Source organism: Arthrobacter wenxiniae (assembly GCF_013376105.1).
In the GTDB taxonomy this organism is placed as follows: domain Bacteria; phylum Actinomycetota; class Actinomycetes; order Actinomycetales; family Micrococcaceae; genus Specibacter; species Specibacter wenxiniae.
In genome coordinates this window covers 56409-74322 of the sequence record NZ_JAAMFM010000005.1, presented here as the reverse complement: position 1 = coordinate 74322, position 17914 = coordinate 56409, and the positions used below count along the sequence as shown (strand labels likewise).

Here is a 17914-nt window from a genome sequence, read left to right as displayed (position 1 = left end):
GGCTGGCGCGCTTGATGCCGGCGCCCGCGTGGTGGGGTCATTGGTGTTGGATGCCAATGTACTTGCCGGCATCAGGTTGACCACTAGTGCAGCAGCAACGATTAACACTGCCAGTCCCAATCCCAAAATGACCCAATTGCGGGGCTTCATCGTTGCCTCATGTCTCTCGTGCCCAATTGAAGCATCAGTCCAATCCACACGTCCCGCGGTCGGCCCTGACATATATTCCCAGCGTAGCCCTTTTGGCACAATTGCCACATCACTTATTGGTAACCATCGACGAGATTCCGTTCCGTTCCAGGTGCCGGCAGGAGGCCGAAGTTGCCAAGGGCTCAGCCACCGTTGCCGTCAGGGAAGACATCCGGGACGCCGTCGCCGTCGGCGTCTACGGCCTCAAGCTCAGCCAGGCGCCGGTAGTGCCGGTTCCGGCTGCGCAGGACAATGGAGGCCAACAGCGCAGCAATGACGGAGCCGGCCAGGATGGCCACCTTGGCGTGGCTGTCGTGCGGGCTGTCCTCGCCGTAGCTGAGCCCGCTGATCAGCAGGGAGACAGTGAAGCCCACCCCGGCCAACAGCGCAAGGCCGGCGACGTCGATCCAGGCCAGTCCGTCGTCGAGCCTGGCCCGGGTGGTCTTGGTGACCAGCCAGGTGGCGCCGAGGACGCCCGCGAACTTGCCGGCCACCAGCGCCACCACAATGCCCAGGGCCACGGAATCGGTGAAGGCGGACTTGAGCCCGGACGCCCCGCCCAGTGCCACCCCGGCGGAAAAGAACGCGAACAATGGCACCGCCACGCCGGCGGACAGCGGGCGGAAGCGGTGCTCGAAGTGCTCGGCGAGGCCCGGCCCGGCGCCCGGCCCCCCGCGCTTGGCCGAGCGGACCACCGGGACGGCGAAGCCGAGCAGGACGCCCGCCACCGTGGCATGGATGCCGGAGCTGTGCACCAGCGCCCACGTGGCAAGGGCCAGGGGGAGCAGCAGGTACCAGGAACGGATGCGCCTTTGCACCAGCCAGGTGAAGGCCAGCAGCGGCAGGGCGGCGAGGGCCAGGAACTGCAGGTGCAGCTCGCCGGGGTAGAACACGGCGATGATGGCGATGGCGATGAGGTCGTCCACCACGGCCAGGGTCAGCAGGAAGGTGCGCAGCGCGCTGGGCAGGTGCGTGCTGATGACGGCCAGGACCGCCAGGGCAAAGGCGATGTCCGTGGCCGTGGGGATGGCCCAGCCCTTCAGGACGGCCGGGCCCTGGGTGAGGTTCACAAGGGTGAAGAGCAGCGCCGGCAGGAGCACCCCGCCCACGGCGGCCGCGATGGGCACGACGGCGCGGGCCGGGCTGCGGAGGTCGCCCGCCACAAATTCGCGCTTGAGTTCCAGGCCCGCCACGAAGAAGAAGATCACCAGGAGGCCGTCGGACGCCCAGCCGCCCAGGGCCAGGTTCAGGTGCCAGGCCGCGGGGCCGGCCTTGAAGTCGCGGAGGGCAAAGTAGCCGTCGGCCAGCGGTGAATTGGCCCAGATGAGGGCGGCGACGGTGGCGGCGAGCAGCAGGGCGCCCCCCACGGTTTCGGACCGCAGGATGGTGTTGATGCGGGCCAGTTCGGCGAAGCTGCCGCGGGCCAGGATGCGGCGCGCTGACGGGAGGTTCATGGGCGGCTGCCCTTTCGGTGGGGGCAAAAGTTCCCAATCTTGCGGTTCGGAACTTTTTGGGTGCGGCAATGTCATTGCCGACCAGACTTCCCGGCGCACCTGCCATCAGTTTACCGCAGCGGCCAGTGGCGTCGGTCCCGTCCTCCACCCGGGACGGCGCGGGCACCGCGCAGATCAGCGTCCTGTGCCGCGGCCGCATCCACGGCGGCGCAGGACAGGACGGCTACGGGTGCTCGCTCAGCCATTCCTGGGCAAGCGTTGCCTGCAGGTTCAGGGCCTTGCCGATGACGGGTTCGGCGGCGGAGGCGATCTTGGCGCCCAGGAAGGGAATGGCCGACTTCACCTCGCCGCTGAGCTCCACGAGCGTGGACGCGCCGGAAGCGGTGAGCCTTTGCACGGCGGCGACATCCAGCGGGGCGCCGGCCACGGTCAGCTTGATGTTGTTGCTGCGGGAGCCGTCGGCGGCGGGTGCGCTCCAGTCCTCCACCTGGGTGACGGTGAGCGAGGCGCCCACCACCTTCCGGGCGATCTCCGGCATGCGCGTGGTGGGCAGCGTGCGCACCGTCTTGGTGGTGAAGGCACCGGACGTGGGGCCGCTGATCTCGAACGACTTCAGCTCGCCGCCCACTGTGAAGCTCACGTGTTTGACGAACTCCTCGTCGGCAAAGACGTCGGTGACGCGCTGTGCGGTGGCGGACAAGGTGGTCGAGGCGGTAAGCGCCATGGTTCCTCCGAAGGGATGGGAATGGGTGCGGGCACAACCTTACCTTGGCCCGCCGGGACGGGGGTAAGCTGGAGAAGTTCCCGGCCTTCACTTATGAATTCCGGGCTTTCGTGTTGCTCCCGACAGTGACGCCCGCCCGTCCACGCACCGTTTCCAGGAGAAAATGACGCCCATGAGTCTCAATGGCCTGCGCACCGCACTCGCCGGGGATCCGCTCTTTGCCCGGGTGCGCGCCTCCGCGGCGGCCGACCATGCCGAGCGCAGCCCCGACCTCCAGTTCAGCGCGCCCTCCGGCATGCGCCCCGTCCTGCTGGCCGAGGTGGCCGACGGGCTGGCCGCGGCCAAGGCACTCGGCGGGGGACCCGGCGTCGTGCTTGCCGTGACGGCCACCGGACGCGAGGCCGAGGACACCGTGGCCGCGCTCCGCTCCTACCTGCCGGACGGCGCCGTGGCCGAGTTCCCCAGCTGGGAGACCCTCCCGCACGAGCGCCTGTCGCCCCGCTCGGACACGGTGGGCCGCCGCCTGGCCGTCCTGCGCCGCCTGGCCCACCCCGAGTACGACGCCGGAGCGCACCTTCGCGTCGTCGTCGCACCCATCCGCGCCGTGGTCCAGCCCATCGTGTCCGGCCTGGGCGAACTGGTGCCCGTGCGGGTCAAGGTGGGCGACGAGGTGCCGTTCACCGAACTCATCAAGAAGCTGTCGGCGGCCGCCTACGCGCGCGTGGACATGGTCACCCACCGCGGCGAATTTGCCGTCCGCGGCGGCATCCTGGACGTGTTCCCGCCCACCGAGAGCCACCCCCTCCGCATCGAATTCTTCGGCGACGACGTCGAGGCGATGCGCTGGTTCTCCGTGGCGGACCAGCGCTCGCTGACGTCGGTGAAGGGGGACATCACCCATCCCACGGAGCTGTACGCCCCGCCGTGCCGGGAAATCCTCATCACGCCCACCGTCATGGGCCGCGCCGCGAAGCTCAAGGACAGCATGCCCGCCGCGGCGGCCATGCTGGAAAAGATTGCCGGCGGCATCGCCGTGGAGGGCATGGAGTCGCTGGCGCCCGCGCTGGTGGACGGCATGGTGCCCCTGACGTCGCTGTTCCCGGCCGGCTCCGTTGCCGTGGTGCTGGAGCCGGAAAAGGTCCGGGCCCGCGCCCACGACCTTGAATCCACCAACGAGGAATTCCTCGAGGCCGCCTGGTCCACCGCGTCCGACGGCGGCACCGCGCCGCTTGACCTGTCTTCGCACGGCTCGGTCCCCGACGGGGTCGACCTGGCCGCGGCGTCGTTCAAGTCCCTCACCGAAACCCGCGAGGCCGCCCTGGCGCACGGCGTCAGCTGGTGGTCCATCAGCTCCCTGGCCCAGGACGACGAGCTCCTGCCGGACGTGGACGTGATCAACCTGCATGCCAGGGAGCCTCGCGGCTACCGCGGGGACGTGGCGGAAATGATGGAGTTCATCGGCTCCCGCGTCCGGGACCAGTGGCGGGTGGTGGTGGCCACCGAGGGGCCCGGCCCCGCCCAGCGCCTGGCCGAGCTGTTCCACGAAGCCAACATCCCGGCGTCGCGCGTGGACTCTCTGGACCGGGAGCCCGAGCCCGGCATCATCGAGGTGACCACGGCGGACACGGGCCGCGGCTTTGTGCTCGACTCGCTCAAGCTGGGGCTGCTCACGGAGGCCGACCTGCTGGGCCGGGCCTCCGCCGTCTCCACCCGGGACATGCGCAAGCTGCCCTCCAAGCGCAGGAACGCCGTGGACCCCCTCCAGCTGCGCGCCGGCGACTACGTGGTGCACGAACAGCACGGCGTGGGCAGGTTCGTGGAGCTGATCCAGCGCAAGGTTGCCGGGGTTTCGACAAGCTCAACCACCGGGGGAGTGGGGCTGCGCGAATACCTGGTCCTGGAATATGCGCCGTCCAAGCGGGGGGCTCCGGGGGACAAGCTGTTTGTGCCCACTGACCAGCTGGACCAGGTGACCGCCTACGTGGGCGGGGACGCCCCGGCGTTGTCCAAGATGGGCGGCTCGGACTGGGCGGCCACCAAATCCAAGGCGCGCAAGGCAGTCAAGGAGATCGCCGCCGACCTGATCCGCCTGTACTCGGCGCGCATGGCCAGCCGCGGGCACGCCTTCGGCCCCGACACGCCGTGGCAGGCGGAGCTGGAGGAGGCATTCCCGTATGTGGAGACGCCGGACCAGCTGGTGGCCATCAACGAGGTCAAGGCGGACATGGAGAAGGAAGTGCCCATGGACCGGCTCATCTCCGGGGACGTGGGCTACGGCAAGACCGAAATTGCAGTGCGCGCCGCGTTCAAGGCCGTGCAGGACGGCAAGCAGGTGGCGGTCCTGGTCCCCACCACGCTGCTGGCGCAGCAGCACTACGAGACTTTCAACGAACGCTTCTCCGGCTTCCCGGTCCGCGTGGAGCCGCTCTCGCGGTTCCAGACGGCCAAGGAGTCCAAGGAGATCATCGACGGCGTGCGCACCGGCTCCGTGGACGTGGTGATTGGCACGCACCGGCTGCTGTCCGCCGATTTCGGGTTCAAGGACCTGGGCCTGGTCATTGTGGACGAAGAACAGCGCTTCGGCGTGGAGCACAAGGAGGCACTGAAGAAGATGCGCACCAACGTGGACGTGCTGGCCATGAGCGCCACCCCGATCCCGCGCACGCTGGAGATGTCCATGACGGGCATCCGCGAAACCTCCACGCTGGCCACCCCTCCGGAGGAGCGGCACCCGGTCCTGACCTACGTTGGCGGGTACACGGACAAGCAGGTGGCGGCCGCCATCCGCCGCGAGCTCATGCGCGAGGGCCAGGTGTTTTATGTGCACAACCGGGTCAAGTCCATTGACCGCACGGCCGCGCACATCCAGCAGCTGGTCCCCGACGCCCGCGTGGCGGTGGCCCACGGGCAGATGAGCGAATCCCGGCTGGAGCAGATCATTGTGGACTTCTGGGAAAAGCGCTTCGACGTGCTGGTGTGCACCACCATCATCGAGACCGGCCTGGACATCTCCAACGCCAACACGCTCATTGTGGAGCAGGCCAACAACTACGGGCTCTCCCAGCTGCACCAGCTGCGCGGGCGCGTGGGCCGCGGCCGGGAACGCGCCTACGCGTACTTCCTGTACCCGGCGGACAAGCCGCTGGGCGAGGTGGCGCTGGAGCGGCTCAAGGCCGTGGCCGCCCACAACGAGCTCGGCGCCGGGATGGCCCTGGCCATGAAGGACCTGGAGATCCGCGGCGCCGGCAACCTCCTGGGCGGCGAGCAGTCCGGACACATCCAGGGCGTGGGCTTCGACCTGTACATCCGCCTGGTGGGCGAGGCCGTGGCCGAGTTCCGCGGCGACGGCGAACAGCGGGCCGCGGAGATGAAGATCGAGCTGCCCGTCAACGCCCACCTGCCGCACGACTACGTGCCGGGGGAGCGGCTGCGCCTGGAGGCCTACCGCAAGCTGGCCGCCGCCGTGTCCCTGGACGGGATCGATGAAGTGGTGGCCGAGCTGGTGGACCGGTATGGCGAACTGCCGCCGGCCGCCGGGAACCTGATTGCCGTGGCCCGGTTCAAGGTTCATGCCCGCGCCGCCGGGCTCTCCGACGTGGCGCTGCAGGGCAATTTCATCAAGTTCGCCCCGGCGGAGCTGCCCGAGTCGAAGGTCATGCGGCTGAACCGCATGTACCCCGGCGCCATGGTCAAGCCCGCGCTCAACGCCGTCCTGATTCCCAAGCCCAAGACGGCGCGGATCGGCGGCCGGGACCTGGCCGACGCCGAGGTCCTCACCTGGGCCGAGGGGGTCCTGGAGGCGATCTTCGAGCCCGTTCCGGCGCCGGCATAGGGCCCCGTCGAGGTCGGGGATAGGCACGTCCCGCCCCGTCTTCGGAGGGGGTTGTCTCGAACGGGCCAACGGGGGATTATGTTACTCACGGGTAACATGAGGGCATGCACCTGCTGATCCGAACCCTCCTGCACCTGCTGCGCTCCGGGCGCCGCAGCCCGCTGTCCATCTGGGACGCCTCCTCCTGGCACACCCGCGCGTGGCCCACGGACGTCGACATGGCCCTGCACGTCAACAACGGCATGTACTTCTCGCTCATGGACCTGGGCCGCTTTGACCTCATGAAGCGCAGCGGCATCTGGACGCGCATGCGGGAACTGAAGTGGAGCCCCGTGGTGGCCGCGGAGACCATCGCGTTCCGGAAGTCGGTGAAGCTGTGGCAGCGCTACACGGTCGAATCCAGGATCATCGGACTGGACGCGAAGGCCATCTACTTTGAACAATGCATGGTGGCTGAGGGTGAAATCCACGCGCGGGCCTACATCGCCACGCGCCTGCTGTCCCCCGACGGCCCGGTAAGCAACGAACGAATCATTGAGGAATTCGGGGAGCCGCCCGCCGCGTTGGAATTGCCCGGCTGGCTCCACGGCTGGCGTGAAAACAACGCCCTGCCCGGGTCCCGGCGTCCCGCCCCGCACCTCTGGGGAAGGTGACGATCCCGGCGTCGTGCCTCCAGCGGTTAAACAGCAAATCGCCCGCAACTGTGGCCGGAAACACCGTGAAAATCACGGGATTCCGTCCACCGTTGCGGGCTGTTGAAGCGGCTACTCTCCGGCGGAGTCCGAGCGGCCGATGAATGTCATGGGGATCATCAGGGCCAGGAAGATGCACAGGAACGCGATGCCGCCGGGGATGAACGCGTGCTCGGGGCTGTTCAGGCTCCAGAAGGACATGGCAAATATGCCGCCCAGGAACAGGCCAAAGAAAACGATGAACAGGATGATGGACTGCACCAGGTTGTTCTCGGAACGGAACTTGGCGTTGCTGGACACGGGTCCTCCTAACCCCAAAAACGGGGATCTGGGTGGCTGCACCGGTGTTCCCGGCGCTCTGATCTACCCCGATCTTAGTACGTTTTAGTAGCCTGACGTGCCCGCGGCGCCGGTGACAATCGCGATGCCGGAACTGGTGCCGATGCGTGTGGCGCCGGCGGCGATCATTTCCTGTGCCTTTTCCAGGGTGCGCACCCCGCCGGAAGCCTTCACGCCGATGTCCGGGCCCACGGTCTGGCGCATGAGGGCGACGTCGGCCGCCGTGGCGCCGCCGCCGTTGAAGCCGGTGGAGGTCTTGACGAAGTCGGCGCCCGCCTCGACGGCCGCCTGGCAGGCCAGGACCTTCTCGGCGTCGCTGAGCAGGGACGTTTCAATGATCACCTTGAGGATGGATTCCTCGCCGTGCACCACCTCGGCCACGGCGGAGATGTCGCTGACCAGGGAATCCCTGTCGAGGGCGCGGGCGGCGGCGATGTTGATGACCATGTCCACCTCGTCGGCCCCGTCCATCGTCGCGCCGCGGGCCTCAAAGACCTTGACGTCGGTGTTGTTGGCGCCGAGCGGGAAGCCGACAACGGCGCAGGTCAGCACGCCGGTGCCCAGGAGGGCCCGGTTGGCGGTCCTGACCCAGACGGGGTTCACGCAGACCGACTTGAAGTGGTGCTCGGCCGCTTCCTTGCACAGGCGCAGGATGTCCGCCTCGGAAGCCTCAGGCCTGAGCAGCGTGTGGTCGATGTACTTGGCGAGCCCGGAGGTGGCATCCTGGGGTGTGGATGTGGCGTGCGGCGTCATTGGTACGTGCCTTCCTGTGGTGTGGTCGTCCCACCATGCTGTCACATCCGGCCGCCGAAGATGAGCACTCCGGCCAGGGCCAGCCCGGCCACCCACACGGTGGAAACGGCTGCCAGCGCAAACGGCCTCAGCCCCACCGCCAGCAGGGACTTCACGTGCACGCCGGTGCCCAGGGCGAACATGGCCGCAGCCAGCAGGAAGCCCTCCCCGGTCGTGGACCAGCCGAGGGCCGCCGCCGGGAGCCAGCCGGAGGCGCGCAGCGCCAGCATGAGGATGAAGGAGAACACAAACAGGGGCATGATGGGGGGCTTCCGGGAGGTGTTGGAGCGCTCCATGGTGCGGCGCTGGCGCAGGCTGACCGCGGCCATGACGGGCGCCAGCATCAGCACCCGGGCGAGCTTGACGATCACCGCCACGCCCAGCGCCGCGCCGCCAATGGTGCCGCCAGCCGCCACCACCTGTGCCACCTCGTGGATGGACCCGCCGGCCCACAGCCCGGCCTGGTGGCTGCCCAGTCCCAGCAGGGCGGCGGCGGCCGGCAGGGCCGGGATCATCAGCGTCCCAAAGATGACCACCAGCGCGACGGCCGTCATGACCTCCCGGCGCTCCCGCGTTTCGATGACCCCGTCGACGGCGGCCACCGCGGCGGCGCCGCAGATGGAAAAGCCGCAGGCGATGAGCAGGCGCTGGGTGGGGCTGACGCCCATCAGCCTTCCGGCCAGCAGGGTGCCGGCAATGCCCAGCGCCACAATGCACACGACCACCAGGATCATGCCCGCGCCGAGCGAGAGCACGTCGCTGACCAGCAGCTGGTAACCCAGCAGGACCACCCCCGCGCGCAGCAGCGTCTTGGCGGCGTAGGCCAGCCCCGGGGCGAGCATCTCCGGCAGGCGGACCAGGTTCCGCAACAGCACGCCCAGCACGATCGCCACGAGGAGGGTGCTGGCCCCCGGCCACAGGGTGCTGATGCCCACGGCCGTGGCCGCGGCCACGGCGGAAAGCCCGACGCCGGGCGCCAGCAGCCTCCAGCGCGCCGGACCCCAGCCGGCCAGGAAGGTGCCGAGCCGCCGCCCTGCCCGCGCCCGGGGCGTTGGGGCCGGGGGCGTGCCGTGGGCGGTGGTTCGGTCGCGGGAGGAGAGTTCCTGGCTGGTCATGTCTCCATGGTTTCGCGGCCCGGGGCGCGCGGCTAGCCGCCAATTGCGGATGAGGCCATATCATATTGATATGAACATGCGTTGGCCGGACCTGGCCGCCCTGGAGCTGTTTGTGGCCGTCGCGGAGGAGGGCAGCCTCAGCGCGGGCGCCCGGCGCGTGGGCATGGCCCAGCCCAACGCCAGCCGCGCCATGGCCCGACTCGAGCAGCGCCTGGGCGTGGCCCTGCTGGACCGGCGCACCGGCGGGTCCCGGCCCACGGCCGCCGGGGCGGAACTGGTGCGCCAGGGGCAGGCGGTGCTCCAGGCCGCCCGCACACTTCAGGACCAGGCCGGCGCCCTCGGCACGGAACGGCGCACCCGGCTGCGCGTGGGCGCCAGCCTGACCGTGGCCGAATACCTCATGCCTGGCTGGCTGACGGCCTTCAAGCGCATCCACCCGGACCTCCAGGTGGAACTCGAGGTGGAGAACTCCCGGCACATCTTTGAACAGGTGGCCCAGGGGGGCGCCGACGTCGGCTTTGTGGAATCGCCAAACATCCCGGCCGGGCTGCGCCGGCTGGTGGTCGCAGCGGACCGCCTGGCGGTGGTGGTGGCGCCGGACCACCCCTGGGCGCGGCGGGCCCCGCCGGTGACCGGGGCGGGCGCCGGGCCCCTCACCGGCGCCGACCTGGCGTCGGCCGCCCTGGTGGTCCGGGAGCCGGGGTCCGGCACCCGGATGGCGCTGGAGCGCGCGCTCAGGGGCTACGAACAGCTCAAGCCGGCCCTGGAGCTGCGCAGCAACGCCGCGGTGCGGATCGCCGTCACGGCGGGAGCCGGGGCCGCGGTGCTCAGCGACTTTGCCGTGCGCACCGCCGTCGAACGCGGGGAACTTGTGGAAGTGCCCGTGGCAGGGCTTCGCCTGGAACGGCGCATCAGGGCCGTGTGGAAGGGTGGACGGGTCCTGGACGGAACCGCGGGCGAGCTGGTCACGCTGGCCGGGGCCGGCTACACCCGGATCCGGTAGCCGCGCTTGACCACCGTCTCCACCACGCCCGGGTCCGGAAGCGCGGCGCGCAGGCGGCTGATGGTCATGTGCAGGGAATGCCCGGCCCCGCCCAGACCCAGCCCGGCGGCCAGCTCGCCCTGCGAACGCACCGCCCCGCCGGCGCTGATGAGGGACTTCAGGAGCTGCAGCGGCGCGGGCGCCAGGGGCACCGGGACCTTGTCGATGAGCAGCGCCTGCCCGCGCACCTCCAGCAGCCCGGCGGAGCTTTCCACCCGGAGGGCGCCGGCCTCCTCGAGGTGTTCGCAGACCAGGCGGATCAGCGCCCCCATGCGGAAGCGTTCCGGCACCAGCGGCGTGATGCCCGCGGCCAGCAGCGGTGCCGCGGTGACGGGGCCGACGGCGGCACTTGCCACTGCGGCCGTCCCACCGGGGTGCGGGGCGTCGGGGTGCGCGGCGCCCCAGGCACCTCCAGGCACCGTGCCCCCGCGCAGCGCGGCAAGGAACGTGGCGCCCCTGCCCGAGGCGGCCGCCGCGCTCAGCACGGCGTCCGCGGCGGGCGCGCTGGTGAAGGTGAGCACATCCAGTTCCCGGGCGGCCACGGCGTCGATCAGCTGGGACAGGCGGTCCCCGTCCTCGGCATTGACCCAGCGGTACGGGGTCACCGTCAGCACCGCCGCCCCCGCGGCACGCAGCTGGGCCAGGGCCGCGGCGTCCGTGTACCCGTGCACCTGCACGGCCACGACCTTGCCGCGGATCCCGGCGGCAATGGCCAGCCCCGTCAGGGCGGCCGTGGTCTCGTCGGGGCTGATGCCGGCATCTTCCAGCCCGGCAGCCCGCACGGCCCCGCGCGCCTTGGGGCCGCGCACATAAATGTCCGCACGGCCCAGGGCCGCCAGCAGTTCCTCCCCGCGGCCGGCGGCGTCCGCGGCCTCGCACCAGCGGCGCATGCCGTAGGCCGTGGTCACCAGGACAACGTCCGGGGCCGCCGCAATGACCGCCGCGATCTCGGCGAGCAGGGCCTCGTCGCTTTCCACTGGTGCAATCTTCAGGGCCGGGGCATGCAGCACCTGGGCGCCGCGCCGCTCCAGCGCCTCAATGAGGTCCCCGGCGCGCCGGTGGGCGGTGACGCCAATCCGGAAGCCCTGCAACGGCCGCGCCCGCGCGGCCTCACGTAGATCGTTCATGGTCTCCTTCACGCCGGCTGCCGGGCCCTGGCTGCGGACGGGGCGGCCGCGGCGGGCAGAAGGTCCGAGGCCGCCGCGCCTGCCCCGCCCGCCACGGACACCACGTCCCCGATGACTATGACCGCGGGATTGCGGCATGCCGAGGCGGCGTTCACAATGCTACCGAGCGTGGCCGTCGTGGTGCGCTGCGTGTGACTGAAACCGCGTTCGACGACGGCCACCGGCGTAACATTCGCCAGTCCCGCCAGGCGCAGCCCCGCCACCAGGGAGGGCAGGGTGCCGATGCCCATGAGCACCACGATGGTCCCGCCCAGGCCGGCGAGGTGCCGGTATTCGTGCGGTTCCAGGGGCGCATGGCCGGAGACCACCGTGAACAGGTGGCTGACGTTGCGGTGCGTCACCGGGATCCCGGCGGCCCCGGGGACCGCAACGGCGCTGGAGACGCCCGGCACCACCGAGACCGGGATGCCCGCCGCCACGGCCGCAGCCACCTCCTCCCCGCCCCGGCCAAACACGAAGGGGTCCCCGCCCTTGAGCCGGACCACGTGCAGCCCGGCCCGCGCGCCGTCGACCATGCGCTCCTGGATCTCCGCCTGCGGGACCCGGTGGTGGCCGGGCGTCTTGCCGACGTCGACGAACGTGGCGTGGGGTGCCAGCTTCGCCAGGTCCCGGGTGGGGCCGAGCCGGTCAAAGTAGACCACGTCGGCCGTGGCCAGCACCCTGGCGGCGCGGAGGGTGAGGAGGTCCGCGGGGCCGGGGCCTCCGCCGACCAGGGTGATCCGGCCGGCGCGGCGGGGTCGTTTTGTCATGATGGTCCTGCCTTCTGTGTCATTTGGGGGAGGGCGTGGGGATTGTCCCGACTCTCGACGGGGGCCGCGCCGCGGACGGGGATGTGCGTGGCGATCAGCACCGGGCCGTTCGCCTTCTCCTCCACCGTGGCGGGGCGCACCTGGCCGCGCTCGGGCACAAACGCGATCTCGTCGTCGGCCGCCTCCGGCGCATTGATGAAGGAACGGAACCGCTTGAGCCGTTCGGGGTCCGCCAGGGTGGCCGCCCATTCGTCCTCGTAGTTCTCCACGTGCTGCGCCATGGCGGCCTCGAGGTCCGCCGCGATGCCGAGCGAATCGTTGACCACCACGTCCACCACGTGGGCCAGGCCGCCGGACCCTCCTGCGCCTGTCGACGGGTCGAGCTCCTCCTGCCAGCGGGCGGTGCGCTGCAGGCGGTCGGCCGTGCGGATGTAGTACATCAGGTAGCGGTCGATGTAGCTGATGAGCGTGGCGTCGTCCAGGTCCTTGGCGAGCAGCTGCGCATGGGCCGGGGTGGCGCCGCCGTTGCCGCCCACGTACAGGTTCCAGCCGTCCGCGGTCGCGATGACGCCCACGTCCTTGCCGCGCGCCTCGGCGCATTCCCGGGCGCAGCCGGAGACACCCAGCTTGAGCTTGTGCGGGCTGCGCAGGCCGCGGTAGCGCAGTTCCAGCGTGATGGCCATGGCCACCGAGTCCTGCACGCCAAAGCGGCACCAGGTGGAACCGACGCAGGACTTCACGGTGCGCAGCGACTTCCCGTAGGCCTGGCCGGACTCCATGCCGGCGTCGATGAGGATCTTCCAGATCGCCGGCAGCTGCTCCAGCCGGGCGCCGAACAGGTCGATCCGCTGCCCGCCGGTGATCTTGGTGTACAGGCCGTACTGCTGCGCCACGGCGGCGATCACGGCCAGCTTGTCCGGGGTGATCTCCCCTCCCGGGATGCGCGGGACCACCGAGTAGCTGCCATCCTTTTGCATGTTGGCCAGGGCGCGGTCGTTCGTGTCCTGAAGGGTGCCGCGGCCGGCGTCGAGCACGTATTCGCTGTGCTGGCTCGCCAGGATGGAGGCCACGGTGGGCTTGCAGATGTCGCAGCCCTGCCCGGCCCCGTCCACGCCGAACCGGTCCAGGATCTCCGCGAAGCTGCGCAGCTCCAGGGCCCTGACCGCCTCAAAAAGCTCCGCGCGGGACATCCCGAAGTGTTCGCACAACGCCTTTGACACGGCGATGCCGGACTTGCTGAGTTCGCCCTCCAGGAGCTTCTTCAGCAGGGGCACGCAGGAGCCGCACCGGGTGCCGGCCCGGGTGCAGGCCTTCAGGCCCGGCAGGTCCCTGACCGGTTCGGCGCCGTCGCAGCTGCCGCAGCCGTTGACGGCGTCGCGGATGGTGCCGGCGGAGACGTTGTTGCAGGAGCACAGGATGGCGTCGTCGGGAAGCTCGACGGCGGGCGCGTCCCCTGCGCCGGCTGCCGACAGGAACGCGCCCGGCCCGGCCGGCAGGTCCCGGCCCAGCAGGGGGCGCAGGCTCGTGTAGGGGGCGGCGTCGCCGACAAAGATCCCGCCCAGCAGGGTCCTGGCGTCCGCGCTCGTGACGATTTTTTGGTAGACGCCGCGGGCGGGATCGGCGTACACCACCTCCAGGCTGTCCTCCGTGCGGGCAAAGGCGTCGCCGAAGCTGGCCACGTCCACGCCGGAGAGCTTGAGCTTGGTGGCCGTGTCAAAGCCGGGGAAGGTGGCGGTGCCCCCGTGCAGCCTGTCAGCCACGATCTCCGCCATCGTGTTGGCCGGCGCCACCAGGCCCAGGCACATGCCGCCGAAGCTGGCCACCTCGCCGACGGCCCAGATGCCGGGGACGTCCGTGGCGCAGGCATCGTCGATCTCCACGCCGCCGCGCGGTCCGAGGACCAGGCCGTGGGCCGCTTCGCCGTCCGTGCCGCGGGCCAGTTCGTCGCGGGGCCGCACGCCGACGGCCACCACCACAAGGTCGGCCTGCACCAGGGCGCCGTCGGCCAGGAGCACCCCCGTGACGTGTCCGGCGTCGTTCGTTTCAATGGCGGAGGGGAACACCCCGGCGGTGGCGGCCATGCCCTTCGCGGCGACCAGCCGGCCCAGCGCCTGGCCGGCGCCCTCGTCCAGCTGCGTGTTCATGAGCCAGCCCGCGCCGTTGATGACGGTGGAGTCGGCGCCGAGCTGGATGAGCCCGGCGGCCGCTTCCAGCCCGAGGAGGCCGCCGCCGATGACGGCGGCCTTGACCTGGCGGCCAAGGGTGCCCGCCAGGCGCGCCACCTCGGCGTTCAGGGCCCGGACGTCGTCGAGCGTGCGGTAGACGTGGCTGGATTCGGCGCCGGGGATGGGCAGCCGGGCGGCGTTGGAGCCGGTGGCCAGGACCAGTTCGTCGTAGGGGTGGCTGGCCTCGGCGCCGTCCGGCCCCAGGGTGGTGACGGTCCGAGCAGCGGGGTCGAGCTTGACGGCGCGGCTGCCCGTGGCCAGGGTGACGGCGGGGTGGTCCCAGAGGCCGGCGTCGCCGAGGGACAAGTCGGTGCCCGGCTCGGTCAGGGCCCTGCTCAGTGCCACGCGGTCGTAAGGCGCGTGGACCTCCTCGGCGAGCACGGTGACGTTCCAGCCGTCGAGCCCGCGGGCATGCATCGCCTCGACAAAGCGGTGGGCCGCGGGCCCTCCGCCCACCACCAGGACCTGGCGGGGCATTGCTGCTTCATGGGTGGAGCCCTGATTCATGGCTGGCGCCTTTCACTTCGGTTGGCCCGGTGCTGGCGGTGCTGCGGCCAAGGGGTGCTTCCAGCCTAGGCAGCCGGCATTGCCCTGCCGTTTCGCTTATGTTTCGGCGGGTTAACTTTCACCTCACGGCCGGCCGCGGGGCTCCGGTGAGGGAAGGTTTACGTGTTTGTCATGTGCGGGACGGGCGCGGGAAACACGGCGTCCATAGTGTTTCTTCCTGTCGATTGGATCCGCGGCACATGTGCCCCCAGGAAAAGGAAACGCCCATGGAAACGCTGATGGAAACCCGCTTGGATCTTCAGCCGGCCCCGCGCGGAAGTGCCACGTGGCACCGCGTCTGCCCGCTCGCCGAACTGGACGACTCCTGGGGCGAGGCGGCCCTCATCGACGGCCGCCAGGTGGCCTTGTTCCGGGTGGGGGAGCACGGCGTCTTTGCCGTTTCCCACTCGGATCCGGCCACCCGCGCCAATGTGATGGCCCGCGGCATCGTCGGCTCGCGCGGCACCACCCACACCGTTGCGTCGCCCCTCCACAAGGAGGTGTACAGCCTGGCCACGGGCGAATGCCTGGGCAACCCGGAACTGCGCCTGGGCACGTACCCCGTGCGCGTCGTGGACGGCGCCGTCGAGGTGGCGCTGTAGGGCCGGCGGTCCGGCGGTCCCTTGATCTGCCCACCAGGAACGGGCACAATCGGTTCCATGGGACATCAATTTGCGGTGGGCGACCGCGTTCGGTGGAATTCCGAGGCCGGCCATGTCGAAGGGACCATCACCAAGGTCCACACAAAAGACACCGACTACAAGGGGCACACGCGCCGCTGCACGCCCGAGGACCCGCAGTACGAGATCAAGAGCAGCAAGACGGACCACATCGCCATGCACAAGGGCAGCGCGCTAACGAAGGTCCGGGACTGACGGACGCCTGCCGACAAGCCACTGCAAGGCAGCGCAGCGGAGCCGGGCGCCCTTGGCCCGGCCGGAAGATCATCGCACCAGTGGCCCCGTCGCTTGACGAATCTCGTATTGGGGATGCCGATATTACGTATTCCTGTTCGACTGCCGTCTATTGCCCGTACGTACTAGGGAGCCGAAGTGCAGGGCGTCATGAGAACAACGCAGGACCTGGGACTCATGGTCCATGGCGTCCGTACCCGGCATCAGCCTACACAGGCCGAACTTGCCGTGCGTCTTGGCGTCAGCCGGCGATATTCGTCGGAATTGGAAACTGGCAGGCCCAAGGTGCCTAACGCCAAACTGCTCCCAGTTCTCGACCAGCTGGGCGTGGGGCCCGTCGTCCGGGAGGTGGTGCACGACCATCGGCAGTGCCGCCTCCACCCACATCTTCCAGCCGGTGTCAGTCGAATGCGAGCAATCGGCAGTCCGGGCGGCCTTCACACCCTTCTTGGGAAAGTTGCTCGGGCTGACAACCTTTGAAAGCCGTGTTCAACGTTTTGGCGACCGGCTGGTGCTGATCATTGAGCGCTGCGACCGAAATATTCCTGGAGACAAGGTCGCACGCATCCACCAAGAGGACGCAGCGCAGGCACTTTCCCTGCCCTGGAACAGCGACGCCAAATTCGAGGCCGTCGATTGATGGGCGAACCTCCGTGCGGTGGCGGGCCTGCTGACCAGGACACGTCGGCCCAGGACACGTCGGCCGGGGGAGGACAACAGAAGAGGGCAATGCGGATCAACGGTGTGGCGTGCCAACCAGACATCCGCCTCAACGGATGATGACCGGGTCAGACCGTTCCATGACCATGCTGCGCCCTCCCAGGTTCCGGCCCGGCCTGTTCCGCGGTGCGTCATTGCGCGGCGTCTTTTCGCCTGCGGCGCAGCATTGTGGCAACCACGACGGCGGCCCCGACTCCGGCGGTCCACCAGAGCGCGTGCTTTTCCCCGTCTGCGTCCGGGCCTGGCTCCGGGACGGCGTGCCGGCGCAGTGAGCGGCCCTCGGCCACGAGCAGCAGCTTCTTGTCGCGCTTCTTGGCGCTGGCCGCAACGTCCCGCGGCGGCAGCTGCAGTTCCAACTCTGCCTTGATGCCGGCCATCAGCTGGCGGCCGCGCTCAAGCTCCGAGTCGAGTTCGGCACCCAGCAGCAGCATGAGGTTCAGGATCCAGAGCCACAGCAGCAGCACGATCATGCCCGCGATGGTGCCGTAGGTTTTGTCGTACTTGGAGAAGTTGCTGACGTAGAAGCCGAACCCGGCGGAGGCCACCACCATGGCGACCAGGGCCACTGCCGCGCCGACGCTGATCCAGCGGAATTTCGGCTGCCTGACATTGGGCGTGAAATAGTACAGGACCGCGATCAACACAATCGCAAGAATGGCCAACACCGGCCATTTGGCGATGTCCCAGACGCCGAGGGCGGCGTCGCCTACGCCCAGCACGCCGCCGATGGCCTTCGCAACCGGCCCGGAAACCACCAGCATCAGGGCGATGGCGGCAATCATCAGCACGGTGGCCAATGTCACCAGCAGCAGCGCCGGGCGCAGCTTCCAGACCGGCCGGCCCTCGTCGGTGCCGTAAATGCGGTTCATGGCGCGGCTGAATGCGCCCACATAGCCGGAGGCGGACCACAGGGCCGTGACCAGGCCGAGGGCGAACGTCCAGCCGGCGGCCGGCGAGGAGACAAGATGCTCAATGGGACCTTGGAGGGTTTGCACCATTTCCTTGCTCACCAGGCGTGCCACGAGGTCCAGCATGACCTTGGCGGTCTGCTGGGCCTGTCCCACCAGTCCCAGGATGGACACCAGTGCCAGAAGCGCCGGGAAGAGCGAAAAGACTCCATAGTACGTCAGTGCGGCCGCCATGTCGGTGCACGCGTCGGAGCTGAATTTTCCCACGGTGCGCTTGGCCACGTACTTCCACGATTGCGCCGGCAGGCGGCCTGGTTCCTTGGGTTTCCGCGGGTCATCGGGCGCCGGTGCATTCACCTTGTCAAGGGCGGAGTAGCTCGGTGCGGCGTACTGGCTCATCTGGCAGTCCCTTCCGTGGGGGCCGTGGACGTGGTTTTACCCTAGCGTGTGCAGCGGCCTGGACACGTCTTTGCACCTGCAGTGTTT

16 protein-coding genes are annotated in these 17914 nt (G+C 69.6%); 7 read left to right on the top strand and 9 right to left on the bottom strand.

The window, feature by feature from the left end; genetic code table 11:
- Nucleotides 1-332 precede the first annotated feature (332 nt).
- Nucleotides 333-1643 (bottom strand): Na+/H+ antiporter NhaA, encoded by a 1311-nt coding sequence (gene nhaA / locus G6034_RS05535; RefSeq protein ID WP_176634104.1) that lies wholly within the window; start codon nt 1641-1643, stop codon nt 333-335.
- A 223-nt stretch (nt 1644-1866) separates the two neighbouring features.
- The gene (locus G6034_RS05530) at nt 1867-2367 is read right to left on the bottom strand and encodes a DUF2505 domain-containing protein (protein ID WP_176634103.1); all 501 of its coding nucleotides are present in this window, start codon (nt 2365-2367) and stop codon (nt 1867-1869) included.
- A 172-nt stretch (nt 2368-2539) separates the two neighbouring features.
- Here G6034_RS05530 and mfd point away from each other — a divergent pair, with 172 nt between their 5' ends.
- Together mfd and G6034_RS05520 are read left to right on the top strand one after the other, a co-directional pair.
- A complete protein-coding gene (mfd, locus tag G6034_RS05525) occupies nt 2540-6199 on the top strand; it encodes a transcription-repair coupling factor (protein WP_176634102.1) in 3660 nt (1219 codons plus the stop codon).
- Nucleotides 6200-6303: 104 nt separating this feature from the next.
- Nucleotides 6304-6852: an acyl-CoA thioesterase gene (locus tag G6034_RS05520; RefSeq protein ID WP_176634101.1), complete on the top strand. Its 549-nt coding sequence runs from the start codon at nt 6304-6306 to the stop codon at nt 6850-6852.
- 111 nt (nt 6853-6963) lie between these two features.
- Here the strand turns inward: G6034_RS05520 and G6034_RS05515 are convergent, their stop codons facing one another.
- From G6034_RS05515 to G6034_RS05505, 3 genes are all read right to left on the bottom strand, one after another.
- Nucleotides 6964-7191 carry a hypothetical protein gene (locus G6034_RS05515; RefSeq protein WP_176634100.1) on the bottom strand — a complete coding sequence of 76 codons (228 nt, stop codon included), beginning with the start codon at nt 7189-7191 and terminating at the stop codon, nt 6964-6966.
- An 84-nt stretch (nt 7192-7275) separates the two neighbouring features.
- Entirely contained in the window at nt 7276-7983 is a 708-nt protein-coding gene (gene deoC / locus G6034_RS05510; RefSeq protein ID WP_176634099.1) for a deoxyribose-phosphate aldolase, read from the bottom strand.
- 41 nt (nt 7984-8024) lie between these two features.
- Nucleotides 8025-9137, bottom strand: a complete 1113-nt coding sequence (locus tag G6034_RS05505; protein ID WP_176634098.1) for a YeiH family protein — start codon at nt 9135-9137, stop codon at nt 8025-8027.
- Nucleotides 9138-9213: 76 nt separating this feature from the next.
- Here G6034_RS05505 and G6034_RS05500 point away from each other — a divergent pair, with 76 nt between their 5' ends.
- Nucleotides 9214-10140 (top strand): LysR family transcriptional regulator, encoded by a 927-nt coding sequence (locus G6034_RS05500; protein WP_218063610.1) that lies wholly within the window; start codon nt 9214-9216, stop codon nt 10138-10140.
- On the opposite strand, the gene G6034_RS05495 is transcribed toward G6034_RS05500, so the two are convergent.
- The 3 genes from G6034_RS05495 to nirB are packed head-to-tail and all read right to left on the bottom strand — an operon-like array spanning nt 10122 to nt 14847.
- Nucleotides 10122-11306: a uroporphyrinogen-III synthase gene (locus tag G6034_RS05495; protein ID WP_176634096.1), complete on the bottom strand. Its 1185-nt coding sequence runs from the start codon at nt 11304-11306 to the stop codon at nt 10122-10124. The genes G6034_RS05500 and G6034_RS05495 overlap by 19 nt on opposite strands.
- Nucleotides 11307-11314: 8 nt before the next feature.
- Complete coding sequence (gene cobA, locus G6034_RS05490) at nt 11315-12115, bottom strand: uroporphyrinogen-III C-methyltransferase (RefSeq protein WP_176634095.1); 801 nt, start codon at nt 12113-12115, stop codon at nt 11315-11317.
- Entirely contained in the window at nt 12112-14847 is a 2736-nt protein-coding gene (nirB, locus tag G6034_RS05485; RefSeq protein WP_176634094.1) for a nitrite reductase large subunit NirB, read from the bottom strand. Before nirB ends, cobA begins: the two co-directional genes overlap by 4 nt.
- 266 nt (nt 14848-15113) lie before the next feature.
- Between nirB and nirD the strand changes: the two genes are divergently transcribed.
- From nirD to G6034_RS20420, 4 genes are all read left to right on the top strand, one after another.
- Complete coding sequence (gene nirD / locus G6034_RS05480) at nt 15114-15488, top strand: nitrite reductase small subunit NirD (RefSeq protein WP_246295320.1); 375 nt, start codon at nt 15114-15116, stop codon at nt 15486-15488.
- 57 nt (nt 15489-15545) lie between these two features.
- Complete coding sequence (locus tag G6034_RS05475) at nt 15546-15761, top strand: hypervirulence associated TUDOR domain-containing protein (RefSeq protein WP_176634093.1); 216 nt, start codon at nt 15546-15548, stop codon at nt 15759-15761.
- 189 nt (nt 15762-15950) lie between these two features.
- A complete protein-coding gene (locus tag G6034_RS20425; protein ID WP_176634092.1) occupies nt 15951-16280 on the top strand; it encodes a helix-turn-helix domain-containing protein in 330 nt (109 codons plus the stop codon).
- Nucleotides 16162-16440, top strand: coding sequence for a HipA domain-containing protein (locus G6034_RS20420; protein WP_425485466.1), 279 nt, complete (start codon nt 16162-16164; stop codon nt 16438-16440). Before G6034_RS20425 ends, G6034_RS20420 begins: the two co-directional genes overlap by 119 nt.
- A gap of 211 nt (nt 16441-16651) precedes the next feature.
- Here G6034_RS20420 and G6034_RS05460 read toward each other — a convergent pair whose 3' ends face one another.
- Nucleotides 16652-17827, bottom strand: coding sequence for a YihY/virulence factor BrkB family protein (locus tag G6034_RS05460; protein WP_218063608.1), 1176 nt, complete (start codon nt 17825-17827; stop codon nt 16652-16654).
- Nucleotides 17828-17914: the final 87 nt, after the last annotated feature.

Bases quoted from the DNA above. Each gene is read 5' to 3' on its own strand.
- nhaA (WP_176634104.1), bottom strand. From the start codon at position 1,643: ATGAACCTCCCGTCAGCGCGCCGCATCCTGGCCCGCGGCAGCTTCGCC.
- G6034_RS05530 (WP_176634103.1), bottom strand. From the start codon at position 2,367: ATGGCGCTTACCGCCTCGACCACCTTGTCCGCCACCGCACAGCGCGTC.
- mfd (WP_176634102.1), top strand. From the start codon at position 2,540: ATGAGTCTCAATGGCCTGCGCACCGCACTCGCCGGGGATCCGCTCTTT.
- G6034_RS05520 (WP_176634101.1), top strand. From the start codon at position 6,304: ATGCACCTGCTGATCCGAACCCTCCTGCACCTGCTGCGCTCCGGGCGC.
- deoC (WP_176634099.1), bottom strand. From the start codon at position 7,983: ATGACGCCGCACGCCACATCCACACCCCAGGATGCCACCTCCGGGCTC.
- G6034_RS05505 (WP_176634098.1), bottom strand. From the start codon at position 9,137: ATGACCAGCCAGGAACTCTCCTCCCGCGACCGAACCACCGCCCACGGC.
- G6034_RS05500 (WP_218063610.1), top strand. From the start codon at position 9,214: ATGCGTTGGCCGGACCTGGCCGCCCTGGAGCTGTTTGTGGCCGTCGCG.
- G6034_RS05495 (WP_176634096.1), bottom strand. From the start codon at position 11,306: ATGAACGATCTACGTGAGGCCGCGCGGGCGCGGCCGTTGCAGGGCTTC.
- cobA (WP_176634095.1), bottom strand. From the start codon at position 12,115: ATGACAAAACGACCCCGCCGCGCCGGCCGGATCACCCTGGTCGGCGGA.
- nirB (WP_176634094.1), bottom strand. From the start codon at position 14,847: ATGAATCAGGGCTCCACCCATGAAGCAGCAATGCCCCGCCAGGTCCTG.
- nirD (WP_246295320.1), top strand. From the start codon at position 15,114: ATGGAAACGCTGATGGAAACCCGCTTGGATCTTCAGCCGGCCCCGCGC.
- G6034_RS05475 (WP_176634093.1), top strand. From the start codon at position 15,546: ATGGGACATCAATTTGCGGTGGGCGACCGCGTTCGGTGGAATTCCGAG.
- G6034_RS20425 (WP_176634092.1), top strand. From the start codon at position 15,951: ATGAGAACAACGCAGGACCTGGGACTCATGGTCCATGGCGTCCGTACC.
- G6034_RS05460 (WP_218063608.1), bottom strand. From the start codon at position 17,827: ATGAGCCAGTACGCCGCACCGAGCTACTCCGCCCTTGACAAGGTGAAT.